25 protein-coding genes are annotated in these 25,435 nt (G+C 71.5%); 13 read left to right on the top strand and 12 right to left on the bottom strand.

Features of this window, described 5'->3' with window-relative positions; all coding sequences use genetic code 11:
* Positions 1-5 precede the first annotated feature (5 nt).
* The 4 genes from iolD to iolC are packed head-to-tail and all read right to left on the bottom strand — an operon-like array spanning position 6 to position 4,540.
* Positions 6-1,883, bottom strand: coding sequence for a 3D-(3,5/4)-trihydroxycyclohexane-1,2-dione acylhydrolase (decyclizing) (iolD, locus tag IE255_RS01705; protein ID WP_190048291.1), 1,878 nt, complete (start codon positions 1,881-1,883; stop codon positions 6-8).
* The gene (iolB, locus tag IE255_RS01700; RefSeq protein WP_190048290.1) at positions 1,880-2,701 is read right to left on the bottom strand and encodes a 5-deoxy-glucuronate isomerase; all 822 of its coding nucleotides are present in this window, start codon (positions 2,699-2,701) and stop codon (positions 1,880-1,882) included. The genes iolD and iolB overlap by 4 nt, the downstream gene beginning before the upstream one ends.
* Before the next feature lie 10 nt (positions 2,702-2,711).
* Positions 2,712-3,593 carry a Cgl0159 family (beta/alpha)8-fold protein gene (locus tag IE255_RS01695; protein WP_190048289.1) on the bottom strand — a complete coding sequence of 294 codons (882 nt, stop codon included), beginning with the start codon at positions 3,591-3,593 and terminating at the stop codon, positions 2,712-2,714.
* A complete protein-coding gene (gene iolC, locus IE255_RS01690; RefSeq protein ID WP_190048288.1) occupies positions 3,590-4,540 on the bottom strand; it encodes a 5-dehydro-2-deoxygluconokinase in 951 nt (316 codons plus the stop codon). The genes IE255_RS01695 and iolC overlap by 4 nt, the downstream gene beginning before the upstream one ends.
* A gap of 367 nt (positions 4,541-4,907) precedes the next feature.
* On the opposite strand from iolC, the gene IE255_RS01685 reads away from it, so the two are divergent.
* A complete protein-coding gene (locus IE255_RS01685; RefSeq protein WP_086603695.1) occupies positions 4,908-5,108 on the top strand; it encodes a helix-turn-helix transcriptional regulator in 201 nt (66 codons plus the stop codon).
* Positions 5,109-5,166: 58 nt separating this feature from the next.
* Here the strand turns inward: IE255_RS01685 and IE255_RS01680 are convergent, their stop codons facing one another.
* Entirely contained in the window at positions 5,167-6,210 is a 1,044-nt protein-coding gene (locus IE255_RS01680; protein ID WP_190048287.1) for a zinc-dependent alcohol dehydrogenase family protein, read from the bottom strand.
* 153 nt (positions 6,211-6,363) lie between these two features.
* Between IE255_RS01680 and IE255_RS01675 the strand changes: the two genes are divergently transcribed.
* Positions 6,364-6,603: a heavy-metal-associated domain-containing protein gene (locus tag IE255_RS01675; protein WP_190048286.1), complete on the top strand. Its 240-nt coding sequence runs from the start codon at positions 6,364-6,366 to the stop codon at positions 6,601-6,603.
* 142 nt (positions 6,604-6,745) lie between these two features.
* A complete protein-coding gene (locus IE255_RS01670; RefSeq protein ID WP_190048285.1) occupies positions 6,746-8,986 on the top strand; it encodes a heavy metal translocating P-type ATPase in 2,241 nt (746 codons plus the stop codon).
* Positions 8,987-9,622: 636 nt separating this feature from the next.
* Here IE255_RS01670 and IE255_RS01665 read toward each other — a convergent pair.
* Positions 9,623-10,912 carry a citrate synthase gene (locus IE255_RS01665; protein ID WP_190048284.1) on the bottom strand — a complete coding sequence of 430 codons (1,290 nt, stop codon included), beginning with the start codon at positions 10,910-10,912 and terminating at the stop codon, positions 9,623-9,625.
* A gap of 179 nt (positions 10,913-11,091) precedes the next feature.
* Positions 11,092-13,371: an SF1B family DNA helicase RecD2 gene (recD2, locus tag IE255_RS01660; RefSeq protein WP_190048283.1), complete on the bottom strand. Its 2,280-nt coding sequence runs from the start codon at positions 13,369-13,371 to the stop codon at positions 11,092-11,094.
* Positions 13,372-13,904: 533 nt separating this feature from the next.
* Here recD2 and IE255_RS01655 point away from each other — a divergent pair.
* Positions 13,905-14,075: a hypothetical protein gene (locus IE255_RS01655; protein WP_190048282.1), complete on the top strand. Its 171-nt coding sequence runs from the start codon at positions 13,905-13,907 to the stop codon at positions 14,073-14,075.
* Here the strand turns inward: IE255_RS01655 and IE255_RS01650 are convergent.
* Together IE255_RS01650 and IE255_RS01645 are read right to left on the bottom strand one after the other, a co-directional pair.
* On the bottom strand, positions 14,053-14,271 hold the full coding sequence (locus IE255_RS01650; protein WP_190048281.1) for a DUF397 domain-containing protein: 219 nt from the start codon (positions 14,269-14,271) through the stop codon (positions 14,053-14,055). The two genes, IE255_RS01655 and IE255_RS01650, sit on opposite strands and share 23 nt — an antisense overlap.
* Complete coding sequence (locus tag IE255_RS01645; protein WP_190048280.1) at positions 14,258-14,974, bottom strand: helix-turn-helix domain-containing protein; 717 nt, start codon at positions 14,972-14,974, stop codon at positions 14,258-14,260. Before IE255_RS01645 ends, IE255_RS01650 begins: the two co-directional genes overlap by 14 nt.
* Between IE255_RS01645 and IE255_RS01640 the strand changes: the two genes are divergently transcribed.
* From IE255_RS01640 to IE255_RS01630, 3 genes are all read left to right on the top strand, one after another.
* The gene (locus IE255_RS01640; protein ID WP_229906244.1) at positions 14,948-15,295 is read left to right on the top strand and encodes a hypothetical protein; all 348 of its coding nucleotides are present in this window, start codon (positions 14,948-14,950) and stop codon (positions 15,293-15,295) included. The two genes, IE255_RS01645 and IE255_RS01640, sit on opposite strands and share 27 nt — an antisense overlap.
* 33 nt (positions 15,296-15,328) lie before the next feature.
* Positions 15,329-15,697 carry a DUF4345 domain-containing protein gene (locus IE255_RS01635; RefSeq protein WP_190048279.1) on the top strand — a complete coding sequence of 123 codons (369 nt, stop codon included), beginning with the start codon at positions 15,329-15,331 and terminating at the stop codon, positions 15,695-15,697.
* An 87-nt stretch (positions 15,698-15,784) separates the two neighbouring features.
* Positions 15,785-16,609 carry an alpha/beta hydrolase family protein gene (locus IE255_RS01630; protein WP_190048278.1) on the top strand — a complete coding sequence of 275 codons (825 nt, stop codon included), beginning with the start codon at positions 15,785-15,787 and terminating at the stop codon, positions 16,607-16,609.
* A 29-nt stretch (positions 16,610-16,638) separates the two neighbouring features.
* On the opposite strand, the gene IE255_RS01625 is transcribed toward IE255_RS01630, so the two are convergent.
* Positions 16,639-17,232 carry a CGNR zinc finger domain-containing protein gene (locus tag IE255_RS01625; protein WP_190048277.1) on the bottom strand — a complete coding sequence of 198 codons (594 nt, stop codon included), beginning with the start codon at positions 17,230-17,232 and terminating at the stop codon, positions 16,639-16,641.
* Between the two features lie 91 nt (positions 17,233-17,323).
* On the opposite strand from IE255_RS01625, the gene IE255_RS01620 reads away from it, so the two are divergent.
* Positions 17,324-18,127 carry an MBL fold metallo-hydrolase gene (locus IE255_RS01620; protein WP_190048276.1) on the top strand — a complete coding sequence of 268 codons (804 nt, stop codon included), beginning with the start codon at positions 17,324-17,326 and terminating at the stop codon, positions 18,125-18,127.
* A gap of 7 nt (positions 18,128-18,134) precedes the next feature.
* Here the strand turns inward: IE255_RS01620 and IE255_RS01615 are convergent, their stop codons facing one another.
* Both IE255_RS01615 and IE255_RS01610 read right to left on the bottom strand, forming a co-directional pair.
* Entirely contained in the window at positions 18,135-18,782 is a 648-nt protein-coding gene (locus IE255_RS01615) for a dihydrofolate reductase family protein (RefSeq protein WP_190048275.1), read from the bottom strand.
* An 89-nt stretch (positions 18,783-18,871) separates the two neighbouring features.
* Positions 18,872-19,237 (bottom strand): cupin domain-containing protein, encoded by a 366-nt coding sequence (locus IE255_RS01610; RefSeq protein WP_190048274.1) that lies wholly within the window; start codon positions 19,235-19,237, stop codon positions 18,872-18,874.
* Between the two features lie 185 nt (positions 19,238-19,422).
* Between IE255_RS01610 and IE255_RS01605 the strand changes: the two genes are divergently transcribed.
* The 5 genes from IE255_RS01605 (at position 19,423) to rbsD (ending at position 25,364) form a co-directional block, all read left to right on the top strand.
* Entirely contained in the window at positions 19,423-20,442 is a 1,020-nt protein-coding gene (locus tag IE255_RS01605) for a LacI family DNA-binding transcriptional regulator (protein ID WP_190048273.1), read from the top strand.
* Entirely contained in the window at positions 20,439-21,965 is a 1,527-nt protein-coding gene (locus IE255_RS01600) for a sugar ABC transporter ATP-binding protein (protein WP_190048272.1), read from the top strand. The genes IE255_RS01605 and IE255_RS01600 overlap by 4 nt, the downstream gene beginning before the upstream one ends.
* A complete protein-coding gene (locus IE255_RS01595; protein ID WP_190048271.1) occupies positions 21,955-23,913 on the top strand; it encodes an ABC transporter permease/substrate-binding protein in 1,959 nt (652 codons plus the stop codon). The genes IE255_RS01600 and IE255_RS01595 overlap by 11 nt, the downstream gene beginning before the upstream one ends.
* A 75-nt stretch (positions 23,914-23,988) precedes the next feature.
* Positions 23,989-24,978, top strand: a complete 990-nt coding sequence (locus IE255_RS01590; RefSeq protein WP_190048270.1) for a ribokinase — start codon at positions 23,989-23,991, stop codon at positions 24,976-24,978.
* Positions 24,975-25,364, top strand: a complete 390-nt coding sequence (rbsD, locus tag IE255_RS01585; RefSeq protein WP_190048269.1) for a D-ribose pyranase — start codon at positions 24,975-24,977, stop codon at positions 25,362-25,364. Before IE255_RS01590 ends, rbsD begins: the two co-directional genes overlap by 4 nt.
* Positions 25,365-25,435 lie beyond the last annotated feature (71 nt).

The raw sequence follows: 25,435 nt of genomic DNA, 5'->3' as shown, positions 1-25,435 counted from the left end.
CTCCTTCACAGATGGCGGCGTCGGGTGGAGACGTGCCGTTCGTACAGCTCACGTGCCTTGACCGCGGACGGCCGTGTCGCGGTCTCGGCCACGGGTACATCCCACCAGGCCTGGGCGGGAGGCGCGCCCGACACTGTGTCTGCCGTTTGGGTCTCCACGTAGACACATGTGGGAGTGTCGGCGGCCCGGGCCTCGGCGAGGGCCTCCCGCAGGTCCCGTACGGTCTTCGCGCGCAGGACGCGCATGCCGAGGCTGGCCGCGTTGGCGGCGAGGTCGACGGGCAGCGGCGGGCCGGTGTACGAGCCGTCCTCGGAGGGGTAGCGGTACGCCGTGCCGAAGCGCTCGCCGCCCACCGACTCGGACAGGCCGCCGATCGACGCGTAGCCGTGGTTCTGGATGATCAGGACCTTGATCGCGATGCCCTCCTGGACGGCCGTCACGATCTCCGTCGGCATCATCAGATACGTGCCGTCGCCGACCAGCGCCCACACGGGCCGGTCCGGGGCGGCCATCTTCACGCCGATCGCGGCCGGGATCTCGTAGCCCATGCAGGAGTAGCCGTACTCCAGGTGGTACTGGTCGCGGGACCGGGTCCGCCACAGCTTGTGCAGGTCGCCGGGGAGGGAACCGGCCGCGTTGATGAGAATGTCCGACTCGTCGACGAGGGCGTCCAGGACGCCGAGGACCTGCGGCTGGGTCGGGCGGATGTCCGGCTCGTCCACCTCGTAGCAGGCGTCGACGCGCTGCTCCCAGCGCTCCTTGTCCTCGGTGTACTCGGTGGCGTAGGACGGCGCGACCCGGTGGCCGTGCATCTCCAGCCGCTCGGTCAGCTCCTCCAGACCGGTGCGGGCGTCCGCGATCAGGGGCTGTCCGGCGAGCTTGTGGCCGTCGAAGGGGGCGACGTTGAGGTTGAGAAACCGCACGTCCGGGTTGGCGAAGAGCGTGCCGGAGGCGGTGGTGAAGTCGGTGTAGCGGGTGCCGACGCCGATCACCAGGTCGGCGGTGCGGGCGAGTTCGTCGGCCGTCGCCGTGCCGGTGTGGCCGATGCCGCCGACGTCCTGGGGGTGGTCGTGCCGCAGGGAGCCCTTGCCGGCCTGGGTGGAGGCGACCGGGATGCCGGTGGTCCCGGCGAACTCGGCGAGGGCCTCCTCTGCGCGGCTGTGGTGGACGCCGCCGCCCGCGACGACCAGGGGCCTCTTCGCCGCGCGGATGATCCGTACCGCCTCGGCGAGTTCCGTCGGGTCGGCACCGGGTCGCCGTACGGTCCAGACGCGCTCGGTGAAGAACTCCTCGGGCCAGTCGTACGCCTCCGCCTGCACGTCCTGGGGCAGGGCGAGGGTGACGGCGCCGGTCTCGACGGGGTCGGTGAGCACGCGCATCGCGTTCAGCGCCGACGGGATCAGGGCCTCGGGGCGGGTGATCCGGTCGAAGTACTTCGACACCGGGCGCAGGCAGTCGTTGACCGACACGTCGCCCGCATACGGCACTTCGAGCTGCTGGAGGACCGGGTCGGCGGGGCGGGTGGCGAAGATGTCGCCGGGCAGGAGCAGCACCGGGAGGTGGTTGATCGTCGCCAGGGCCGCGCCGGTGACGAGGTTGGTGGCGCCCGGGCCGATGGAGGTCGTCACCGCGTGCGTGGACAGGCGGCCCGACTGGCGGGCGTAGCCGACCGCCGCGTGCACCATGGCCTGCTCGTTGCGGCCCTGGTGGTACGGCATCGCGTCGGTGTGCTCCAGGAGCGCCTGGCCGAGGCCGGCGACGTTGCCGTGGCCGAAGATGCCCCAGGTGGCGCCGATGAGCCGCTGCCGTACGCCGTCGCGTTCGGTGTACTGGGCGGCGAGGAAACGGACCAGCGCTTGCGCGACGGTCAGCCGGGTCGTCATCGGTAACCCCCTGTGCTCTCTGCGTGGTCCGGGTGGAAGCAGATCCGCCACTCCCTCGTCTCCCCCGGGCCGGCCATGACATTGAGGTAGTACATGTCGTGGCCGGGCTGGGCGATCGACGGGCCGTGCCAGCCGTCGGGGACGAGGACGGCGTCGCCGGAGCGGACCTCCGTGAGGACGTCGGATCCGCCCTCACGCGAGGGGAATACGCGCTGGTAGCCGAAACCGTTCGGGCCGTCGATCTCGAAGTAGTAGATCTCCTCCAGCTCCGACTCCTCGCCGGGCCGGTGCTCGTCGTGCTTGTGCGGCGGGTACGAGGACCAGTTGCCGCCGGGGGTGATCACCTCGACCGCGATGAGCTTGTCGCACTCGAAGGCGTCGGCGGAGGCGAAGTTGCGGACGTGGCGTGTGCAGGTGCCGGTGCCGCGCTGTTCGACGGGGACCTCCGGCGCGGGGCCGTAGCGGGCGGGGAGTTGTCGCTCGCACTTCGCTCCTGCCAAAGCAAAGCGGCCTCCCGCGCCGGAGGCGATCTGGACCCGGGCGTCACGGGGCGCGTACGCGAAGTCGGTGACCGACGCGAACACGCTCTCCCGGCCCGAGAGGGGGAACTCCTCGTCTTCGACGCGCACGGTGCACGCGCCCGTCAGGGGCAGCACGATCCACTCGCTGTCCCCGGTGGTGAAGGTGTGCGTGCCGTCGGGCGCCAGCTCCACGATCCGCAGACTGCTGTGCGTCCAGCCGGCCCGCTTGGGGTCGATGTCCAGGACGTAGTTCACGTCGGCGGTGGTGCCCTTGGGGACGTACAGCTCACTGGTCATGAAACGGCCCTCACAGCAGTCCTACGGCGGTGTCCACGGCGGCGGCGACGTCACCGTCCGCCGGGTACAGCAGCGAACGGCCGACCACCAGCCCGCGCACGGTGGGCAGTTGGAGGGCGCCGCGCCATTTCTCGTACGCCCCGTCCTGGTCGTCTCCCACCTCGCCGCCGAGCAGTACGGCGGGCAGGGTGGAGGCGGCCATGACCTCGGCCATGTCGTCGGGGTCGGCGGTGACCGGCACCTTCAGCCAGGTGTAGGCGGAACTGCCGCCGAGTCCCGAGGCGATGGCGATCGACCTGGTCACGGCCTCGGCGGACAGGTCGTTGCGCAACCGGCCAGTCTCGTCCCGGCGGGAGATGAACGGCTCGACGAAGACGGGGAGCTTGCGGGCGGCCATGGCGTCGACGGCCCGGGCGGTGGACTCCAGCGTGGTCAGCGAGCCCGGGTCGTCGTAGTCGATCCGCAGGAGCAGCTTGCCCGCGTCGAAGCCCAGGCGCTCGATGTCCTCGGGGCGGTGGCCGGTGAAGCGGTCGTCGAGTTCGAAGCTGGCGCCCTGGAGGCCGCCGCGGTTCATGGAGCCCATGACGACCTTGTGGTCCAGGGCGCCGAGCAGCAGCAGGTCGTCCAGGATGTCGGCGGTGGCGAGGACGCCGTCCACGCCGGGGCGGGACAGGGCGAGGCAGAGGCGTTCGAGGAGGTCCGCGCGGTTGGCCATGGCCATGCTGCGGCCGCCGACGCCGAGGGCGCCGCGGGCCGGGTGGTCGGCGGCGACGATCATCAGCCGGCCGTTGTCGTTGAGCAGCGGCCGGCGGGGGCGGCGGGCGGCGGCCTCGGCGATCGCCTCCGGGCGGTGGCTGCGCAGGCGGACGAGTTCGCAGACGTCGACGGTCACTTGACGGCCCCCGCGGTGACGGCCGCCTCGATCTCGCCCGGGGTGGGCATCGCGGAGGAGCACTCCAGGCGGGAGGCGACGATGGCGCCGGCGGCGTTGGCGTGCCGCATGGTCTTCTCCAGGTCCCAGCCGGACAGGAGGCCGTGGACCAGGGAGCCGCCGAAGGCGTCGCCGGCGCCGAGGCCGTTGAGGACGTTCACGGGCAGCGGCGGCACCTCGGCGCTCTCGCCGTCGCTGTTCACGGCCAGGACGCCCTTCGGGCCCTGCTTGACGACGGCCAACTCGACACCGGCGTCCAGGAGGGCGCGGGCGGCGGCGTGGGGTTCGCGCACGCCCGTGGCGACCTCCACCTCGTCGAGGTTGCCGACCGCGACGGTGGTGTGGCGCAGGGCCTCCTCGTAGAAGGGGCGGGCCGCGTCGGGGTCGGTCCAGAACATCGGGCGCCAGTCGAGGTCGAAGACCGTCGTGCCGGCCTTGGCGCGGTGGGCGAGGGCCGCGAGGGTCGCCGTCCGGCTCGGTTCCTCGCTCAGGCCCGTGCCCGTGACCCAGAAGACGCGGGCGTCGCGGATGGCGTCGAGGTCGAGCTCGTGGGCGTCGATCTCCAGGTCGGGGGCCTTGGGCTGCCGGTAGAAGTACAGCGGGAAGTCGTCCGGCGGGAAGACCTCGCAGAAGGTGACCGGGGTGGGCAGGCCCGGGACCGGGGTCACCCAGCGGTCGTCGACGCCGAAGTCCTTCAGGGCCTCGTGGAGGTAGGTGCCGAAGGGGTCGTCGCCGGTACGGGTGATCACCGCGGTGCGCCGTCCCAGGCGGGCCGCGGCGACCGCGACGTTGCTCGCCGAGCCGCCGAGGAACTTGCCGAAGGACGTGACCTGCGGCAGCGGGACGCCCGTCTGGAGCGGATACAGGTCCACTCCGATCCGCCCCATGGTGATCAGGTCGTACGCCATCGGTGTCCCCTCGGTGTCGGCTCTCCCCGGCTTTGTAGCCCCCTTCACGAAGCCCTGTCAATGTTTTGTCCGGACATTCGGACCAGATCATGACAGCGCTTTCGGCGCGACGGCCCGGGCGCCGCGTCAAGGCGCCCCGCCGACACTCCGGCGTACGCCTTTGCCCCGGGTGTGTCACAAACACCCCCTTCCTGTCACGCATGTCGCGTGTACGCGGACCTTCCGTCACACCCGGCGCACAGGCCCTGCCCCGGGTCACCGAGCGTCGTTGACCGGACACAGGCCTGTTGATCGCCAGCGCAGCGCCCGGCTCCCCCGGACGGCCGTTCCCGGCCGCCGCCGTGGCGCGCGCGGGGAGGTGCACGTCATGACCGACCGAAGACTCTGGTCCTACAAGGAGATCGCGGCACACATCCGGGTGCAGCCGGACACCGTGCGGTCCTACCGCAAGCACGGGCTGCTGCCCCCGCCGGACCACGTCGAGAGCGGCAAGCCCTACTGGTACGCCGACACCGTCCGGGCCTGGGTCGCCTCCCGGCCCGGCAACCGGGCCCGAAGAGCCGACTGATCCGCCCGGCCCCGACCGTGCCCCACCACCGCGTGGGGCACGCGCGTCTGCGGGTGCCTCAGCTCCACGGCTCGATGACCGTCGCCCCCGCTCCCGGCGCCGTCCCCATCGCGGCCAGCGCGGACGGGGCCTCGGCCAGCGGGATCGTGGACGTCACGAGCAGGTCGGGGCGGAGTACGCCGCTGCGGACCAGCTCCAGCATCGGCGGGTAGCCGTGCGCGGCCATGCCGTGGCTGCCGAGCAGTTCGAGCTCCAGGGCGATCGCGCGGGCCATCGGCACGGGTGTCGTGCCGTCCGGCGAGGGCAGCAGGCCGACCTGGACGTGCCGGCCGCGGCGGCGCAGGCCGTTCACGGAGGCGGCGCAGGTGACGGGCGAGCCGAGGGCGTCGAGGGAGAGGTGGGCGCCGCCGCCGGTGAGGTCGCGGACCGCCGCCGCGGTGTCCGTCACGGCTGCCGCGTCCACGCACTGCGCCGCGCCGAACTTCCGCGCCAGATCCAGCGCCCCGGCCGACACGTCCACGGCCACCACCCGCGCGCCCGACGCCGCCGCGATCATCACCGCCGACAGCCCGACCCCGCCGCAGCCGTGCACCGCCACCCACTCCCCCGCCGCGACCCTGCCCTGCCGCACCACCGCCCGGTACGCCGTGGCGAACCGGCAGCCGAGCGAGGCCGCCGTCGTGAAGGACATGTCCCCCGGGAGCGCCACCAGGTTCACGTCGGCGTGGTCCAGCGCCACGTACTGGGCGAAGGAACCCCAATGTGTGAAGCCGGGCTGGGTCTGGCGTTCGCACACCTGGTGGTCGCCCGCCGCGCAGGACGGACAGGTGCCGCAGGCGCAGATGAACGGCACGGTGACCCGGTCCCCGGGCCGCCACCGGCTCACCCGGTCGCCCACCGCCTCGACGACTCCGGCGAGTTCATGCCCGGGCACGTGCGGCAGGACGATGTCGGGGTCGTGGCCCTGCCAGCCGTGCCAGTCGCTGCGGCACAGCCCGGTGGCCTCGACCCGCACGACGACCCCGTGCTCCGCCGGCGCCGGATCCGCGACCTCCCGCACCTCGGCCGTCTCCCCGTACCGCTCGAACACGACGGCCCGCATGGACCCACCCGCCTTTCGTTCGTGACTGGCCAGGGCAGGAACGCTATCCGTCGCCGGGCGCCGAGCGTGAACTCATACCCCCTAGGGGTACAGTGGGGTGTAAGTCCCTCAGAGGACCCCTCAGCCCCACACGCCTCGACGAGGAGTAACGACATGACCGCCCAGACCGACACCACGGGCTCCGTCACCACCGTCTACAAGGTGAGCGGCATGAGCTGCGGCCACTGCGAGGGCGCCGTGTCCGGCGAGCTCTCGCAGCTCTCCGGCGTCAGTTCGGTGACGGCCGTCGCCTCGACCGGCGAGGTCACCGTCGTCTCGACGGCCCCGCTCGACGACGAAACCGTACGCGCCGCCGTCGACGAGGCCGGCTTCGAACTGGCCGGCCGGGCCTGAGCCGGCCGGGTCCGGCGACCAGCCAGGTCTGAGGGCCACCAGTCCTGGCACTCGTACCCGGGTACGGGCCGTACACGCCGCCGCCCCGGCCCGTACGGCCCGTTCCGCTTCCCGGGCGCCCCGCACCTCCTGGAGTACGGACATGACCAGCACCACCGCCCAGGCGCCGACGGACCGCGAGCCCGCCCTCGCGGAGGTCGAGCTGCTCATCGGCGGGATGACCTGCGCCTCCTGCGCGGCCCGCGTCGAGAAGAAGCTCAACCGCATGGACGGCGTCACGGCCACGGTGAACTACGCGACCGAGAAGGCCCGGGTCACCTACCCCGCGGGCACGGAGGTCGCCGATCTGATCGCCACCGTGGTGAAGACCGGGTACACCGCCGAGGAGCCCGCGCCCCCACGGGAGGAGTCGCCCGCGGCCGAGGAGGCGGATCCCGAGCTGTCGGCGCTGCGCCGGCGTCTCGTCGTCTCCGCCGCCCTCGCCGTCCCGGTGGTGCTGCTGGCGATGGTCCCGGCCCTCCAGTTCGACAACTGGCAGTGGCTCTCGCTGACCCTGGCCGCACCGGTCGTCGTCTGGGGCGGGCTGCCCTTCCACCGCGCGGCCTGGACGAACGCCCGGCACGGCGCCGCCACCATGGACACGCTGGTCTCCCTCGGCACGCTGGCCGCGTTCGGCTGGTCCCTGCGGGCGCTGTTCCTCGGCGACGCGGGCATGCCGGGCATGCGGCACCCCTTCGAACTCACCGTCTCGCGCGGGGACGGCGCCTCCTCGATCTACCTGGAGGTCGCCTCCGGCGTCACCGCCTTCATCCTGCTGGGCCGCTACCTGGAGGCCCGCTCCAAGCGCCGCGCGGGAGCGGCCCTCAAGGCACTCATGGAACTGGGCGCCAAGGAGGTGGCCGTGTTGCGGGACGGCCGCGAGGTGCGGATCCCGGCGCAGCGCCTGGCCGTCGGCGACCGGTTCGTCGTACGGCCCGGCGAGAAGATCGCCACCGACGGCACGGTCGTCGAGGGGGCCTCCGCGGTGGACGCCTCGATGCTGACCGGCGAGTCGGTGCCGGTGGACGTGGCGGCCGGGGACACGGTCACGGGCGCGACGGTCAACGCGGGCGGCCGGCTCGTCGTCGAGGCCACCCGGGTCGGTGCCGACACGCAGCTCGCGCGGATGGCGAAGCTGGTGGAGGACGCGCAGAACGGCAAGGCCGATGTGCAGCGGCTCGCCGACCGGATCTCCGGGATCTTCGTGCCGGTCGTGCTGCTGATCGCCGCCGCCACGGCCGGGGCGTGGCTCGGGCTGACCGGCGACGGCGTCGCCGCGTTCACCGCGGCCGTCGCGGTGCTGATCATCGCCTGCCCGTGCGCGCTGGGCCTGGCCACGCCGACCGCGCTGATGGTCGGCACGGGCCGGGGCGCCCAGCTCGGCATCCTCATCAAGGGCCCGGAGGTCCTGGAGTCCACGCGCCGGATCGACACGGTCGTCCTGGACAAGACCGGCACGGTCACCACCGGCCGGATGACCCTCCAGGAGGTGCACACCGCCGAGGGCGTCGACGAGAAGGAGGCGCTGCGGCTCGCGGGCGCCGTCGAGCACGCCTCCGAGCACCCCGTGGCCCGTGCGATCGCCCTGGGCGCCGCGGAGAGGGCCGGACAGCTCCCGGAGGCCGCGGAGTTCCGGAACGTCCCCGGGCGGGGCGTACGCGGCCGTGTGGAGGGCCGGGAGGTCGCCGTGGGGCGGCTCTTCGACGACGTACCGCCGGAGCTGGCCCGCGCGCGGGACGAGGCCGAGCGGGCCGGGCGGACGGCCGTCCTGGCCGGCTGGGACGGGACGGCGCGGGCCGTGCTGGCCGTGGCGGACGCGGTCAAGGAGACCAGCGCCGAGGCGGTGCGCGAACTGCGCGCGCTGGGCCTCACACCGGTGCTGCTGACCGGCGACAACCGGGCGGTGGCCGAGGCGGTGGCCGCCTCCGTCGGGATCGACCGGGTGGTGGCCGAGGTCCTGCCCGAGGACAAGGTGGACGCCGTACGGCGGCTCCAGGCCGAGGGGCGGGTCGTGGCCATGGTGGGCGACGGCGTCAACGACGCGGCGGCGCTCGCCACCGCCGATCTGGGCCTGGCCCTGGGCACGGGCACGGACGCGGCGATCGAGGCGGGCGATCTGACGCTGGTCCGCGGCGATCTGCGGGTCGCCGCGGACGCGATCCGGCTCTCCCGCCGGACGCTGGCCACGATCAAGGGCAACCTCGTGTGGGCCTTCGGCTACAACGTGGCCGCGCTGCCGCTGGCCGCCGCGGGGCTGCTCAACCCGATGATCGCGGGGGCCGCGATGGCCTTCTCGTCCGTCTTCGTCGTCACGAACAGTCTGCGACTGCGGACATTCCGGTGAAGTGCCCCTAATTCGCCCTAAGTTCACGGCGAACGTCATATGAGCCCCTCTGGAGTCCCGGGCCCGGCTCACATAAGCTCTTCACAAGGCTCGCGCATCATCCTTACGCTTGAGCCCCGGGCGGCATATCCGGGCTCTTGCGTACCTAAAGGACATACGCAAGAGACGCAGATCACAGTGATGTGAACGTAACCATCTAAGGGGTTCGAAGGTCTAAGTTGACGATGTCAGGGAGCGTCTTGGGGGGCGCGATCTGGCATCTGGGGATGTCTTGGGGGACTTCTCCAGAGATGCGTTGCCGGGGCACGTACACCGGGAAGCTTTGAGCGGCCCTCCCGGGCGTGCGCTGTCCCGGCAGATCGCACACCACAGCAGTACGGCGGGTTTTGCTCGTTGTGCTCACACAGCGATTCAGGCGCTGTCCTCACAGACGCCCGGCCGGATCCCGTGGGGGGAATCCGTACCGGGACTGGGAAGGCGCCCTGGTCGTCGGCCCGTGGGGGGACCGGCGCTCCGGGGCGCCTTCTTTTTGACCTTCCGCCGCCGCTCCCGTTCGGCCTTCCGCCGCCGCTCCCGCGCACGCGAAAGCCCCCGCACCCGGCGAGCGGATACGGGGGCCCGAAGCGGTACTGCGGCTCAGCGCTCCTCGACGGGAACGAAGTCCCGCTGGACCACGCCCGTGTAGATCTGGCGCGGGCGGCCGATGCGGGAGCCCGGCTCCTTGATCATCTCGTGCCACTGGGCGATCCAGCCCGGCAGTCGGCCGAGGGCGAACAGGACCGTGAACATCTCGGTCGGGAAGCCCATGGCCCGGTAGATCAGGCCCGTGTAGAAGTCGACGTTCGGGTAGAGGCTGCGCGAGACGAAGTAGTCGTCGGAGAGCGCGTGCTCCTCCAGCTTCAGGGCGATGTCCAGCAGCTCGTCGGACTTGCCGAGGGCGGACAGCACGTCGTGCGCCGCCGACTTGATGATCTTGGCGCGCGGGTCGAAGCTCTTGTAGACCCGGTGGCCGAAGCCCATCAGGCGGACGCCGTCCTCCTTGTTCTTCACCTTGCGGATGAAGGAGTCGACGTCACCGCCCGCGTCGCGGATGCCCTCCAGCATCTCCAGCACGGACTGGTTGGCGCCGCCGTGCAGCGGGCCCCACAGGGCGTTGATGCCGGCGGAGATCGAGGCGAACATGTTCGCCTGCGAGGAGCCGACCAGGCGGACCGTGGAGGTCGAGCAGTTCTGCTCGTGGTCCGCGTGCAGGATCAGCAGCTTGTCGAGCGCGGAGACCACGATCGGGTCCAGCTCGTACTCCTGCGCGGGGACCGAGAAGGTCATGCGCAGGAAGTTCTCGACGTAACCGAGGTCGTTGCGCGGGTAGACGAACGGGTGGCCGATCGACTTCTTGTACGCGTACGCCGCGATCGTCGGGAGCTTGGCGAGCAGGCGGATGGTGGAGAGGTTGCGCTGCCGCTCGTCGAACGGGTTGTGGCTGTCCTGGTAGAACGTCGACAGCGCCGAGACGACCGACGACAGCATGGCCATCGGGTGGGCGTCGCGCGGGAAGCCCCGGTAGAAGTTCTTGACGTCCTCGTGCAGCAGGGTGTGCTGCGTGATGTCGTTCTTGAACGCGGCGAGCTGGTCGACGGTCGGCAGCTCACCGTTGATCAGCAGGTAGGCCACCTCCAGGAAGGTGGAGCGCTCGGCCAGCTGCTCGATCGGGTAACCCCGGTGCCGCAGGATGCCCTGCTCGCCGTCGAGGTAGGTGATGGCGGATTTGTAGGCAGCCGTGTTGCCGTATCCGCTGTCCAGGGTCACGAGACCGGTCTGGGCTCGGAGCTTGCCGATGTCGAAGCCCTTGTCACCGACGGTGCCGTCGATCACCGGGTAGGTGTACTCGTTGCCGTCGTACCGCAGTACTACAGAGTTGTCGCTCACGTCTTCCCTCACCGACGTTGTGCCTCATCTTCGAGGTGCCCTGACTGTCTCTACCTTCCCCCACTCGGCTCAGGAGAGTGCACTCGGGGTCGACCATCGGGCCTACTGACGGCACTGAGTGCCGTCAACTTGCTCATCCTGCCCCCTGTGTTCCCCCTTCTGGAAGTGCCTTGTGACCTTCACGACTCATTTGATCGATCATTTTTCGTGGAACCGAGCCGGAAGTCGAGTGCCGTGCACCGCCGGCCCGCCGAAACCGTGCGCACCGCCTGGCCGATCGCCTTGCGCGAACCGACGAGGACGACCAGCTGCTTGGCCCGGGTGACCGCCGTGTAGAGCAGGTTCCGCTGGAGCATCATCCAGGCGCCCGTGGTGACCGGGATGACCACCGCCGGGTACTCGCTGCCCTGGGAGCGGTGGATCGTCACGGCGTACGCGTGAGCCAGCTCGTCGAGCTCGTCGAACTCGTACGGAACCTCCTCGTCCTCGTCCGTCAGTACCGTCAGCCGCTGCTCGACCGGGTCGAGCGAGGTCACCACACCCACGGTGCCGTTGAAGACCCCGTTCTCGCCCTTCTCGTAATTGTTGCGAATCTGGGTGACCTTGTCGCCGACGCGGAACACCCGTCCGCCGAATCTCTTCTCGGGCAGGTCGGGGCGGCCCGGGGTGACGGCCTGCTGGAGCAGACCGTTCAGGGTGCCCGCGCCCGCCGGGCCGCGGTGCATGGGGGCGAGCACCTGGACGTCCCGGCGCGGGTCCAGGCCGAACTTGGCGGGGATGCGGCGGGCCGCCACGTCCACGGTGAGCCGCCCGGCGGCCTCCGTGTCGTCCTCGACGAAGAGGAAGAAGTCCTTCATACCGTCGGTGACGGGATGTTGGCCGGCGTTGATCCGGTGCGCGTTCGTCACCACGCCGGACTGCTGGGCCTGCCGGAAGACCCGGGTGAGGCGGACCGCCGGGATCGGGCTGCCGTCGGCCAGGAGGTCCCTGAGGACCTCGCCCGCGCCCACGCTGGGCAGCTGGTCGACGTCCCCGACGAAGAGCAGGTGGGCTCCCGGCGGGACGGCCTTGACCAGCTTGTTGGCGAGGAGCAGGTCCAGCATGGACGCCTCGTCGACCACCACGAGGTCGGCGTCGAGCGGGCGCTCCCGGTCGTAGGCCGCGTCGCCGCCGGGCTTCAGCTCCAGCAGGCGGTGGACCGTGGAGGCCTCGGCGCCGGTGAGCTCGGACAGGCGCTTGGCGGCCCGGCCGGTCGGGGCGGCGAGCACGACCTTCGCCTTCTTGGCGCGGGCCAGCTCCACGATCGAGCGGACCGTGAAGGACTTGCCGCAGCCGGGGCCGCCGGTGAGCACGGCGACCTTCTCGGTCAGCGCGAGCTTGACGGCGGCCTCCTGCTCGGGCGCGAGGTCGGTGCCGGTGCGTGTTTTCAGCCAGCCGAGGGCCATGTCCCAGGCCACCGCCCGGAATCCCGGCATCCGGTCCTCCTCCGTGCGCAGCAGGCGCAGCAGCTGGGCGGCGAGGGAGAGTTCGGCGCGGTGGAAGGGCACGAGGTAGATCGCGGTGACGGGCTCACCACCGTCCGGGCCGGGCACCTTCTCCCGTACGACGCCGGGGTCCCCGCCGTCCTCCGGGATCTCGGCCAGCTCGGCGAGGCACTCGATGACCAGGCCCGTGTCGACCTGGAGGAGCTTGACCGCGTCCTTGATCAGCTGCTCCTCCGGGAGGTAGCAGTTGCCCTGGTCGGTGGCCTGCGACAGCGCGTACTGGAGGCCCGCTTTCACGCGCTCCGGGCTGTCGTGCGGGATGCCGACGGACTGGGCGATCTTGTCGGCGGTGAGGAAGCCGATGCCCCAGACGTCGGCGGCGAGCCGGTAGGGCTGGTTCTTCACCACGGAGATGGAGGCGTCGCCGTACTTCTTGTAGATGCGCACGGCGATGGACGTGGACACCTCGACCGTCTGGAGGAAGAGCATGACCTCCTTGATGGCCTTCTGCTCCTCCCAGGCGTCGGCGATCTTCTTCGTCCGCTTGGGCCCGAGCCCGGGGACCTCGATCAGCCGCTTGGGCTCCTCCTCGATGATCCGGAGGGTGTCCATGCCGAAGTGCTGCGTGATCCGGTCGGCGAAGACCGGGCCGATGCCCTTGACCAGCCCTGAGCCGAGGTAGCGGCGGATGCCCTGGACGGTGGCCGGCAGGACCGTCGTGTAGTTCTCCACGTGGAACTGCTTGCCGTACTGCGGGTGGGAGCCCCAGCGGCCCTCCATGCGCAGGGACTCGCCGACCTGGGCGCCGAGCAGCGCGCCGACGACCGTGAGGAGGTCGCCGCCGCCTCTGCCGGTGTCGACCCGGGCGACCGTGTAGCCGTTCTCCTCGTTGGCGTACGTGATGCGCTCCAGCACGCCTTCCAGCGTGGCCGGCCGCCGCTCGCCCGCCGGGGAGGCCCCCGCCTGATCGGTCATGATCCGACCGTACCGCCCGGGTACGACAGCGAGGCGGGCTCGGGCCGGAAACGCCCCGCGGCCCCCCGCATAAAGCGACCGATCAGTATGCGGACAACGGCTCAGCTTTCACGCTGAATTCACAGGAAAGCCGGAAGCTTTACAGTTCAAGAATACGGGACGCCCCTTTTGCGCTCCTTTCCCGTGGGAGAATCCAGGGGTTCAACAAAGGGGGGCGGACTCGATTCCGGAGCGACCGTGATGCCGATGCCTTCCCCCGGCCCGAACGCCCCTCGGCGCGCGCACACCGCGGGAGCACTGCTCGTCGGCCTGTGCGCCGTCAGCACGTTGACGCTGCTCGTGATGGCTCCGGCGCTGTCCGGGGACCATTCCGTCGTGGCCCCGGGTCCTTCCGCGCCGGACGAGAACACCCCCGGCACTCCCGCTGTGAACCGGATGCCCCTGCCGGAATTCCGCCCCCTTCCGAGTCCGGGGCCGAGCTGAATCCACTCCGCCCGTTCCCTTCTCCCCGGACCGAATGACGACGAGGAACGATGTCACCCCAGGCCCAGAGCGTCGCCCTGTGGATCTTGTCCCTGGCCATCAACATCACGGCGGCGTGCGCGGGGATCGTGTGGGGCTGGGAGGCCTTCGCGCAGTTTCTGCTGCCGGCGTTCGGGTCGGTGGTGGGGGCGTCGCTGGTCAGCTACGGCTTGCGGCGGTGAGGTTCCCGTCCTTGACGGCGGTGACGAAGGCCGCCCAGCTGCTGGGCGAGAGTAGCAGGGCCGGGCTGTTGGGGGTCTTGCTGTCGCGGATGGGTATGTCGGGGTGGCCGGGGGCGACTTCGAGGCATTCGCCCTGAGGTGTCTCGCCTCCGCTGTAGCTGGACTTGTACCACCCGGTGATTTCAGTGCCGGCCATGCGCGTGTTCCTCCGCTGCCGCCCTGACGAGGGCGAGTGAATCCTGCTGCGACAACGCGTCGCTCAGTGCAAGAGCGTAGGCCGACTGCGCGGCGCTCACCAGGGCCGGATCGTCCATCAAGTTGCCGGTCTTGAATGCTTCGGCGTAGGCCACGGGTGCGGAGTCTTCGAAGCTCATGAGTATGAGCAGGCTCTCCAGGAGTGCGTGCGCGCCCACGCCGTACGGAACCACATGCAGACGCAGCCGTCCTGACTCGGCCAGGTCCCCGATCTTCTGCAACTGTTCGGCCATGACCCGGGGGCCGCCGACTCGCCGCCTGAGGACGGCTTCGTCGAGGAGTGTCCAGACGACCGGCCTCGACGGATTGTCCAGCAGTCGGCCCCGCCGCGTTCTGATGACAACGGCCTCGTCAAGTTCCTTTGCGGTGTGGTTCGGCCGATAGGCGCCGAACACGGCTCGCGCGTACTCGGGAGTCTGGAGCACGCCTGGGACCAGCGTGAGCGCGAACTGCTGGATCAACGTTGCCTGTTGCTCCAGCTCAGCCACAGCCGCGAAGTCGTCGCGGAAGTCCGAGTCGAGGTCCTCCAGCCACCGCGCGAAGAACCCGTCCGTCCCCAGCGCCCGGTCGATCCGCTGGGCGTCATCGGGGTTGGGTAGTCGCCGCCCGGCCTCGAAATGGCTGATCAGCGTGGGCGAGCACATGAGCCACGGAGAACACCACCCCACCCTGGCCGGCCGCCTGCTGCGTGGACCAGCCCCGAGGGCAGACCCTGCTACCTCCTGGGCGACGGGACCGGCTACGTCTCGCGGCTCGCCGACGAGATCGAGGACGTGCAGCTCGGCATGGCGGGCGAGTTGCTGGGCCATGCCTCCGAACTCCTCGCGGAGCGCCGGGTGACGAGCGCGGAGCTGCACTATCTGGCCCGGCGGCTGACCGAGTCACTGCGGGACGTCAAGCGGATCGCGGAGAGCAGAGGGGGGCGGCTCGTCCGCAGTCCCGGGCATGACCTGGGAGGTAATTGAGGGGCGGTGCACAGCGGCGGCACCCTCGCCACCATGTCCTCCCTCTGCATAAGTGCCGTCGCCCTGTTCTTCCTGGGCATGGGCCTCTACGGCCTGGTCGCTCCCGGCGCGCTCGTCCGCCCCTTCGGTATCGAACTGTCCGTCCCGGAGGCACGCTCCGAAGTCCGGGCCGTCTACGGGGGGTTCGGTGTCGCTGTCGGTGCCCTCCTCTCGTGGGCGGCACTCGATGCCACCGGCAATCTGCGGGCGGGGGTGGTGCTCACCGTGGCGGTGTCGCTCGCGGGGATGGCGTTCGGGCGGCTGGTGGCCCGTGCGGTGGAGCGCCCGGCGGCGTTCTATCCAGGCTGGTTCTACTTCTGGGTCGAGACGCTGGGAGCCGCTCTGCTGATCAGCTGTGCGTAGGCCCGTCACCGCTCTGCCCTCGGCAGAAGCACCTCCCCCGGCCCCCGCCGGACTGCCTACCCTCGCACTCGGGACGAAGGGAGCGGCATGGAGACGATCACGGGTACCGCGGCCGGCGTACCGTTCACCGCGCTGCCGCCGGCCGGAGTCGCCGACGGCCCCGCGCCGTTGATCGTGACCTGGCACATGCTCGACGCCCCGCGCACGGACGCGGCGTTCGCTGCCGCGCTGCCCATGAACGCCCTGCCTGCCTGGCGGGTGCACCTGGGGATGCCGATGTGCGGGGCGCGGATGGTGGACAGCCGGGTCGACGCCGCCGTCCAACTCGCCCGGGAGGACGCGCTGCTGGCCTTCCTGGCCCCGATCGCCCAGCAGGCCGCCGACGAGTTCCCGGCCGCGCTCGCCGCCTTGCGCGATCAGCTACCGGTCGACGACGAGCCGGTCGGGATGCTCGGGGCCTCGCTCGGCGGGGCCGTGGCCCTGCGCGTCCTGACCACGCGGCGGATTCCCGTCCGTGCGGTCGCTCTGGTCAACCCGGCCGTGCGGATCCGGTCCGCCGTCGAGCGCGTCGGGGACTTCACCGGGCAGCCGTACCGGTGGACCGCCCGGGCCCGCGAGGCCGCCGGCGCATGGGACTTCGTCGCCCGGGCCCATGAGTTCACGGCACAGCCGCCGCTGCTGCTCGTCAGCGGGGAGCGGGACCACCCGGAGTTCCGCGCGGACGCGGCCGAGCTGGTCGGCGCCCTGCGCGAGCGGTACGCGCGCCCGGACGAGGTCGAGCTGGTCGCCGTGCCGGACCTGGCGCACCCGCTGGCCGACGAGCCGGGACTGGAACCGGCTCCCCAACTGCCCACGGCCCGGGCGGTCGACGGGGTCCTGACGCGGTGGTTCCGCGGGCGGCTCACCGACTGAGAGCGAACCGTCCCGGCTGCGGGCGGGAGTCAGGCCCCTTTGCTGCGACGGGCATACGCGCGAGCCGCCCGCGCCCGGTCCCCGCAACGGGTCGAGCACCAGTGGCGGCGGCCGTGCCGGAGCAGGAAGCGATTGCAGGGCGGGGAGCCGCAGGCGGTGAGGCGTTCGGCGTCGGGTGAGGTGAGCAGGTCGGCGGCGTCGGCGGCGAGGGTGGCCAGGGCCAGGTCGACGATCGCGGTGGTGGGGTGGGGGGCGGTGCGGTAGGGGCCGGTCTTGTCGTCCCACCGCAGCAGCGGGGCGGTGGGGACTCGGGTCATCGCGTCGTTGATGGCCGTCACGGCCGCGGGCAGGGCGGGCACGCCCTCGGCGCGCGCGGCGAACAGCGACCTGATCTGTTCACGCAGCGAGCGCAGTTGGGCCGCACACATCTCCCGCATACCCGCGTCGACCGGGGCGAGGCCGCGCTGCGTCAGCCAGTGGTTCGTCTGCGCGGGGGTGCCCAGGAGGTCGAGCGCGTGCCCGCCGGGCAGCGTCATCGCGCTGTTGGCGAGGGCGAGGGAGGGGTGCTCCTCCTCGCCCTGGGCGGGCGTCGGGGCGGGCTGCTCGATCACGGACTCCTCCATGCTTCTCATGGTACGGGTTGCCTCTATCCGTGAGGAGCGGCTACGGTCTTCTCACGGTTCAACCGCTTCTATCCGTGAGGTATTGCTTCTCATGTCGTCCCTTCCCGTGGCCACCGACCGCTTTCCCGTCCGCGCCCTCGGCGGCCCGACCGCCTTCTTCGAGTACGGCGGTCTGCGCTTCCTGACCGACCCGACCTTCGACGCTCCCGGCGACTACTTCCGCGACGGCGAGCGGATCGTGACCAAGACCGCGCCCTCCGCCGCTACCCCCGCCGACCTCGGCCCCGTCGACGTCGCGCTGGTCTCCCACGACGAGCACCCCGACAACCTCGACACCTCCGGCCGGGCCCTCCTCGCCGGCATACCCCTGACCCTGACGACGCCCGGCGGCGGCAAGCGCCTGGGCGAGAGCCTGGGCGACCGGGCCAGGGGGCTGGCCGACTGGGAGTCCGTCGAGCTGGACCGGCCCGACGGCGGCACGGTCACCGTGACCGGCGTCCCCGCCCTGCACGGTCCCGGTGCCCGGGAGGAGGTCGAGTCGGCGCTCGGCCAGGTCGTCGGGTTCGTCCTGACCGGCGAGGGCCTGCCCACCGTCTACGTCAGCGGCGACAACGCCTCCCTGGCAGCGGTCCGGGAGATCGCCGACCGCTTCGCCCCCGTCGACACCGCCGTCCTCTTCGCCGGCGCTCCCCGCTTCCCCGTCCTCTTCGACAACCAGGTCATCGTCCTGGACAGCGCGATGGCCGCCGAGGCCACCCGGATCCTCGGCGCCCGCCGCGTCGTCCCCGTCCACTACGACAGCTGGGCCCACTTCACCGAGGGCCGCGACGAGCTGGCGGCCGCCTTCGCCGCCGCCGGGCTCGCCGACCGGCTGGACTGGGGCAAGGACGCCTGAGCTGCCGCTACTTCCTCCAGAACAAGTGATGGACCACCCCACTGGGGCTCGGCACCACATCGCAGTGGAAGCGGTCGAACAGTTCCTCGGGGGATTCCCAGAGCCGTGAGCCGGACCCGATCACCACGCCGGGCGAGACCGTCACATGCAGCGTGTCCACCAGGTCGGCGTCGAGGAACTCCCGGATGGTGGCCGCCCCGCCACCGAGCCGGACGTCCTTGCCGCCGGCCGCCTTGCGCGCCTGCTCCAGGACCTCGGCCGGGTCGCCGCCGACGAAGTGGAACGTGGTGTCGGAGAGGGTGAACGAGGGACGCTCGTAGTGGGTCATGACGAACACCGGCGTGTGGAACGGGGGTTCGTCGCCCCACCAGCCCTTCCACTCGTGGTCCTGCCAGGGGCCGCGGTGGGGGCTGAACTTGTTGCGGCCCATGATCTCGGCGCCGATGTTGTTCGCGAAGTCTCGCGTGAAGTAGTCGTCGAGGCCGCGGCTGCCGCCGGGGTCGGTGCGGTTGGGCCAGCTCGCCGTGGCGCCGGCCCAGGCGAACATCTGCCCGGGGTCGGCGTGGCCGAAGGGCCTTTCCAGGCTCTGGTGCTCACCGGCACCGAATCCGTCACTCGAGACGTTGAAGTTCTGCACGCGCAGCAGCTGGGACAAGGCGCTCCTCCTGTGGTCGATGATCGCCGGGAGAGTAGACCGCCCGGGCCGGCGAAACTCATCGGCACCGGCCCGGCGGTCTCACCGGCTCACCCGGCCTGCGCCACCACGTGGTCGATCACCCGCTGGAAGTCCTCGCTCGGGGAGAACTCCACGAACTCGCTGTCCTCCAGGGCCACCGGCACATGGCCGGGGCCCCAGTAGTACGCCTGACCCGCCTCGTACTCCTCCTCGCCCGCGGCCGTGCGCATCCTGATCCGGCCCTTCAGCAGGTAGCCCCAGTGCGGGCACTGGCACGCGTCGTCGGGCATGCCCTTGAGCGCCGGGCCCATGTCCGTGCCCCGGGGCAGGCTGACGTAGCCCACCGACAGGCCGCCGCCGATCGGCATGATGCGCAGTTCCACTCCGTCGCCTTCGAGGGCGACGGGTACGTCGTTCCGGGTCGCCGCCGTCATGACTCCTCCGCTCCGGCCCGACCGGGCCTCGGGAAAACGGGCCTCCTGTCTCCACCCTGGACCGCCGGGAGACCCGCCGCGACATCACGATCCGGTCAAGAGGTGCCCGCGGGGGCTTGATTTACCGGCGTGTAATCGATTCCATCCAGTCGATGTAATCGATTCCACGAGGAGGTGGAGCGGCGGTGGCCAGCATCAAGGACGTCGCTGCCGAGGCCGGCGTCTCCGTCGCCACGGTCTCGCGCGTCCTGAACGACCACCCGTCGGTCAGCGCCGACGCACGCACCCGCGTGCTGGCCGCCGTCGAGGCCCTGGGCTACCGCCCGAACGCCGTCGCCCGCTCCCTGCGCACCGACCAGACCCACACCCTCGGCCTGGTCATCAGCGACGTACTGAACCCGTACTTCACCGAACTGGCCCGCTCCGTCGAGGAGGAGGCCCGCGCGCTCGGCTACAGCGTCATCATCGGCAACGCCGACGAGCGGCCCGACCTCCAGGACCACCACGTGCGGAACCTCCTGGACCGCCGGATCGACGGCCTGCTCGTCTCCCCCACGGACGGCGGCTCGCCGCTGATGCTGGACGCCGCGCGGGCCGGGACGCCCATGGTGTTCGTGGACCGGTGGATCCCGGGCGTGGACGTGCCGGTCGTCCGGGCGGACGGGCGGGCCGCCGTACGGGACCTCGTGGCGCATCTGCACGGGCTCGGGCACCGGCGGCTCGCGATCATCGCGGGTCCCGCGGCGACCACGACCGGCCGGGAGCGCGTGGAGGCCTTCCGGGAGGCCCTCGCCGCGTGCGGGCTCGACCTCCCCGACGCCTACATAGGGCAGGGCGACTTCCAGGCCGAGAGCGGCCGCCGGGTCACCGAGGGCTTCCTCGACCTGGCCGAGCCGCCCGAGGTCGTGTTCGCGGCCGACAACCTGATGGCGCTCGGCGCGCTGGACGCCGTACGCGCGCGTGGCCTGCGCGTGCCGGACGACCTGGCCCTGGCCGCTTTCGACGACATCCCGTGGTTCGTGCACACCGATCCGCCGATCACGGCGATCGCGCAGCCCACGGGCGAGCTGGGCCGGGCCGCCGTACGGGCCCTGGTCGAGCGGATCGAGGGACGGCCCGGCGAGTCCGTCACCCTCCCCGCCCGGCTCGTCGTACGCCGCTCGTGCGGCGAGAACCCCACCCCAGTGCAAAGGAGCACGTCGTGAGCGACGCGGACGAGTTGCTGCGCATCGAGGGCATACGGAAGACCTTCCCGGGCGTGGTCGCGCTGGACGGCGTCGACTTCTCCTTGCGCCGGGGCGAGGTGCATGTGCTGCTCGGTGAGAACGGCGCCGGCAAGAGCACCCTGATCAAGATGCTCTCCGGCGCCTACACGCCCGACGCCGGGCGGATCCTGGTCGGCGGCGAGGAGACGCGCATCCAGAGCGCGCAGGACTCCGAGCGGCTCGGGATCGCCACCATCTACCAGGAGTTCAACCTCGTACCCGATCTGACGGTCGCCGAGAACATCTTCCTGGGGCGGCAGCCGCGCCGCTTCGGCGTGATCGACCGGAAGCGGATGGAGGCGGACGCCGAGGTCCTGCTGAAGCGGGTCGGCGTCAACGTGTCGCCCCGCGCGCGGGTCCGGGAACTCGGCATCGCGCGCCTGCAGATGGTCGAGATCGCCAAGGCGCTCAGCCTGGACGCGCGCGTGCTGATCATGGACGAGCCGACCGCCGTGCTCACCTCCGAGGAGGTCGAGAAGCTCTTCGCGATCGTGCGCACGCTGCGCGAGGACGGCGTCGGGATCGTGTTCATCACGCACCACCTGGAGGAGATCGCCGCCCTCGGAGACCGGGTGACGGTCATCCGGGACGGCAGGAGTGTCGGGCAGGTGCCCGCCGCCACCCCCGAGGACGAGCTCGTACGGCTCATGGTGGGGCGGTCGATCGAGCAGCAGTACCCGCGCGAACGGCCCGACAAGGGGGCCGCGTTGCTCACCGTCGAGGGGCTCACGCGCGACGGTGTCTTCCACGACGTCAGCTTCGAGGTGCACGCCGGCGAGGTCGTCGGCATCGCGGGCCTGGTCGGGGCCGGCCGTACGGAGGTCGTGCGGGCCGTGTTCGGGGCCGACCCGTACGACAAGGGCACCGTGAAGGTCTCCGGCAGCTCGGTCGCCAAGCACGACGTCAACGCGGCGATGACCGCGGGCATCGGGCTCGTCCCCGAGGACCGCAAGGGCCAGGGCCTGGTGCTGGACGCGTCGGTGGAGGAGAACCTCGGGCTGGTGACGCTGCGGTCGGCCACGCGCGCGGGGCTCGTCGACCTCAAGGGGCAGCGCGAGGCCGCCGAGCGGATCGCGGGGCAGCTCGGCGTGCGGATGGCCGGACTCGGCCAGCACGTGCGCACGCTGTCCGGCGGCAACCAGCAGAAGGTCGTCATCGGCAAGTGGCTCCTCGCCGACACCAAGGTGCTGATCCTCGACGAGCCGACGCGCGGCATCGACGTCGGCGCCAAGGTCGAGATCTACCAGCTCGTCAACGAACTCACCGCCGCCGGCGCGGCCGTCCTGATGATCTCCAGCGACCTGCCCGAGGTGCTCGGCATGAGCGACCGGGTGCTGGTGATGGCCCAGGGGCGGATCGCCGGAGAACTCTCCGCCGACGAGGCGACCCAGGACGCCGTGATGACCCTCGCCGTCAGCACCCCCACGACCACGACCGGAACGGAGGCCTCCCGTGGCCACTGACACGCTCAAGAGCACGACGGGCGCGGGTGGCGCCTCATCCTCGGGCGGCCTGCGCCGCCTCCTGCTCGACAACGGCGCGCTCACCGCGCTGATCGTCCTCGTCATCGCGATGTCGGCGCTGTCCGGCGACTTCCTGACGACGGACAACCTCCTCAACGTCGGCGTCCAGGCGGCCGTCACCGCCATCCTCGCCTTCGGCGTCACCTTCGTGATCGTCTCGGCGGGCATCGACCTGTCGGTCGGCTCGGTCGCCGCGCTGTCGGCCACGGTGCTCGCGTGGAGCGCCACCTCGGCGGGCGTCCCGGTGTTCGTCGCCGTCCTGCTGGCCATAGCGACCGGCATCGTCTGCGGCCTGGTCAACGGCATCCTGATCTCCTACGGCAAGCTGCCGCCGTTCATCGCCACGCTGGCCATGCTGTCCGTGGCCCGCGGCCTGTCCCTCGTCATCTCCGAGGGCTCCCCGATCCCCTTCCCCGACTCGGTCTCCCACCTCGCCGACGTGCTCGGCGGCTGGCTGCCGGTGCCGGTCCTCGTGATGATCGCGATGGGGCTCATCGCCGCCTTCGTGCTCGGCCGGACCTACATCGGCCGCTCCATGTACGCGATCGGCGGCAACGAGGAGGCCGCGCGGCTGTCCGGGCTGCGCGTGAAGAGGCAGAAGCTCGCGATCTACGCCTTCTCGGGCGTCTTCGCCGCCGTCGCCGGTGTCGTCCTCGCCGCCCGTCTCTCCTCCGCGCAGCCGCAGGCCGCCGACGGTTACGAGCTGGACGCGATCGCCGCGGTCGTCATCGGCGGGGCGTCGTTGGCGGGTGGTACGGGCAAGGCGTCCGGCACGCTGATCGGCGCGCTGATCCTGGCGGTGCTGCGCAACGGGCTGAACCTGCTGAACGTCTCCGCGTTCTGGCAGCAGGTCGTCATCGGCGTGGTGATCGCGCTGGCGGTGCTGTTCGACACGCTGCGGCGCAAGGCGGGCGCGACCCCGGCGGCGTCCGGTGCTTCCCAAGGCGGCAGGGGCAAGCAGGCGGCGACGTACGCGCTCGCGGCCGTCGTCACCGTCGCGATCGTCGGCGCCACGTCGTTCCTGCACAACGGCACCTCCTCGGCGAGCACTCCGAAGATGGGCCTGTCGCTGTCCACCCTCAACAACCCCTTCTTCGTGCAGATCCGGGCGGGCGCCCAGGCCGAGGCGAAGAGGCTGGGCGTGGACCTGACCGTCACGGACGCCCAGAACGACGCCTCCCAGCAGGCCAACCAGCTCCAGAACTTCACCAGTTCCGGCCTGGGCGCGATCATCGTCAACCCGGTGGACTCGGACGCCGCGAGCAACTCGGTGAAGGCCGCCGACAAGGCGAAGATCCCGGTCATCGCGGTGGACCGGGGCGTCAACAAGGCCCCGGTGGACGCTCTCGTCGCCTCCGACAACGTGGCCGGCGGTGAACTCGCCGCCAAGACCATCGCCGACAAGCTGGGCGGCAAGGGCAAGATCGTGATCCTCCAGGGCCAGGCGGGCACGTCCGCGGCCCGGGAGCGCGCCGAGGGATTCGCCAAGGGGCTGAAGGCCTACCCGGGCATCCAGGTCGTGGCCCAGCAGCCCGCCGACTTCGACCGCACCAAGGGCCTCGACGTGATGTCGAACCTGCTCCAGGCCCACCCGGACGTCCAGGGCGTCATCGCCGCCAACGACGAGATGGCGCTCGGCGCGATCAAGGCGCTGGGCTCCAAGGCCGGCAAGTCGGTCCAGGTCGTCGGCTTCGACGGCACGCCTGACGGGCTGAAGGCGGTGCAGGGCGGCACGCTGTACGCGTCCGTGGCGCAGCAGCCGTCCCAGCTCGGGAAGATCGCCGTGGACAACGCCCTGCGGGCCCTTCAGGGCAAGAAGGTCGAGGAGACGGTGAAGGTGCCGGTGAAGGTCGTCACGAAGGAGAACGTGGCCGGGTTCAGCGGCTGACATCGGGGAACGGCCGGGCGGTCGCGCACCGCGTGGGGACCGCCCGGCCATGTCACTCACGTGGGGAGACAACTCATGTACGACTACGACCTCCTGGTCGTGGGGTCGGCCAACGCCGACCTGGTGATCGGAGTCGAGCGCCGGCCCGGTGCCGGCGAGACCGTGCTCGGCTCCGACCTGGCCGTCCACCCGGGCGGCAAGGGCGCGAACCAGGCGGTCGCCGCCGCCCGGCTCGGTGCCCGTACGGCGCTGCTGGCCCGGGTCGGTGACGACGCGTACGGCCGGCTGCTGCTGGACTCGCAGCACGAGGCCGGCGTCGACACGGTGGGTGTCCTGGTGGGCGGTGCGCCGACCGGGGTCGCGCTGATCACGGTCGACCCGTCCGGGGACAACAGCATCGTCGTCTCGCCGGGCGCGAACGGCCGGCTGGCCCCGGAGGACGTGAGCGCCGCGGCGTGTCTCTTCCAGGGCTCCCGGGTGGTGTCGGCCCAGTTGGAGATCCCGCTGGAGGCGGTGGTGGAGGTCGTGCGGAACCTGGCGCCGGGCAGCCGTTTCGTGCTGAACCCGTCGCCGCCGCGCCCGCTGCCGCCGGAAGTGCTGGCGGCCTGCGACCCGCTGATCGTCAACGAGCACGAGGCGAAGGTGATCCTGGGCGGGTCGGCCGTCGGGGACAGCCCCGAGGACTGGGCGCGGATCCTGCTCGCGAAGGGCCCGCGGTCGGTGGTCGTGACGCTGGGCTCGGAGGGCGCGCTGGTGGCGTCGGCGGAGGGTGTCTCCCGTGTCGCGTCGGTGAAGGTGCACGCGGTGGACACCACGGGCGCGGGCGACGCGTTCACCGCCGCGCTGGCCTACCGGCTGGGGGCGGGCGAGTCCCTGGCGGAGGCGGCGGCGTACGCGGCGCGGGTCGGGGCGGCGACCGTGACGAAGGAGGGCGCGCAGGCGTCCTTCCCGACGGCGGAGGAGGTCGCCCAGCTGTGCTGTGCTGACCCGGGGGACAACCCCCGGACCCCCGGCCGCGGGTCGGGCAGCGACTCGGCATCGGGGGAGCAAGGTGGGGCGGCGTGAAGAAGGCCGGAATACTGAACCGTCACCTCGCCGGTGCGCTGGCCGAGCTCGGCCACGGTGACGGGGTGCTGGTGTGCGACGCGGGCATGCCCATACCCGACGGGCCCCGGGTGGTGGATCTCGCGTTCCGGGCCGGGGTGCCGGCGTTCGCGGAGGTGCTGGACGGGCTGCTGGCCGAGCTGGTGATCGAGGGGGCGACGGCGGCCGAGGAGGTACGGCGGGCGAATCCGCGGACCTCGAAGCTGCTGGACGGGTACTTCCCCGCGCTGGACCTCGTCCCGCACGAGCGGCTCAAGGAACTGTCGGCGGGCGCCCGGCTGATCGTGCGCACGGGCGAGGCACGGCCGTACGCGAACGTGCTGCTGCGCTGCGGCGTCTTCTTCTGACACCCGGGTTCTGACACCCCGGTTCTGACACCCCGGAAGGTTTCGAGGGGCCCGGTCCGTCGACCGGGCCC

The organism is Streptomyces lomondensis, from assembly GCF_014651035.1.
GTDB classification, from domain to species: domain Bacteria; phylum Actinomycetota; class Actinomycetes; order Streptomycetales; family Streptomycetaceae; genus Streptomyces; species Streptomyces lomondensis.
The sequence above is the reverse complement of the archived record's forward strand: the minus strand, read 5'-3'. Positions and strand labels throughout refer to the sequence as shown.

Excerpts from the sequence above, each read along its gene's own strand:
- iolB (WP_190048290.1), bottom strand. The coding sequence starts at position 2,701 with ATGACCAGTGAGCTGTACGTCCCCAAGGGCACCACCGCCGACGTGAAC.
- iolD (WP_190048291.1), bottom strand. The coding sequence starts at position 1,883 with ATGACGACCCGGCTGACCGTCGCGCAAGCGCTGGTCCGTTTCCTCGCC.
- IE255_RS01655 (WP_190048282.1), top strand. The coding sequence starts at position 13,905 with ATGTCACCCCAGGCCCAGAGCGTCGCCCTGTGGATCTTGTCCCTGGCC.
- IE255_RS01630 (WP_190048278.1), top strand. The coding sequence starts at position 15,785 with ATGGAGACGATCACGGGTACCGCGGCCGGCGTACCGTTCACCGCGCTG.
- iolC (WP_190048288.1), bottom strand. The coding sequence starts at position 4,540 with ATGGCGTACGACCTGATCACCATGGGGCGGATCGGAGTGGACCTGTAT.
- IE255_RS01635 (WP_190048279.1), top strand. The coding sequence starts at position 15,329 with ATGTCCTCCCTCTGCATAAGTGCCGTCGCCCTGTTCTTCCTGGGCATG.
- IE255_RS01675 (WP_190048286.1), top strand. The coding sequence starts at position 6,364 with ATGACCGCCCAGACCGACACCACGGGCTCCGTCACCACCGTCTACAAG.
- IE255_RS01650 (WP_190048281.1), bottom strand. The coding sequence starts at position 14,271 with ATGGCCGGCACTGAAATCACCGGGTGGTACAAGTCCAGCTACAGCGGA.
- IE255_RS01640 (WP_229906244.1), top strand. The coding sequence starts at position 14,948 with ATGGCTGATCAGCGTGGGCGAGCACATGAGCCACGGAGAACACCACCC.
- IE255_RS01610 (WP_190048274.1), bottom strand. The coding sequence starts at position 19,237 with ATGACGGCGGCGACCCGGAACGACGTACCCGTCGCCCTCGAAGGCGAC.
- IE255_RS01590 (WP_190048270.1), top strand. The coding sequence starts at position 23,989 with ATGTACGACTACGACCTCCTGGTCGTGGGGTCGGCCAACGCCGACCTG.
- IE255_RS01670 (WP_190048285.1), top strand. The coding sequence starts at position 6,746 with ATGACCAGCACCACCGCCCAGGCGCCGACGGACCGCGAGCCCGCCCTC.
- IE255_RS01625 (WP_190048277.1), bottom strand. The coding sequence starts at position 17,232 with ATGGAGGAGTCCGTGATCGAGCAGCCCGCCCCGACGCCCGCCCAGGGC.
- recD2 (WP_190048283.1), bottom strand. The coding sequence starts at position 13,371 with ATGACCGATCAGGCGGGGGCCTCCCCGGCGGGCGAGCGGCGGCCGGCC.
- IE255_RS01645 (WP_190048280.1), bottom strand. The coding sequence starts at position 14,974 with ATGTGCTCGCCCACGCTGATCAGCCATTTCGAGGCCGGGCGGCGACTA.
- IE255_RS01685 (WP_086603695.1), top strand. The coding sequence starts at position 4,908 with ATGACCGACCGAAGACTCTGGTCCTACAAGGAGATCGCGGCACACATC.
- IE255_RS01620 (WP_190048276.1), top strand. The coding sequence starts at position 17,324 with ATGTCGTCCCTTCCCGTGGCCACCGACCGCTTTCCCGTCCGCGCCCTC.
- IE255_RS01680 (WP_190048287.1), bottom strand. The coding sequence starts at position 6,210 with ATGCGGGCCGTCGTGTTCGAGCGGTACGGGGAGACGGCCGAGGTGCGG.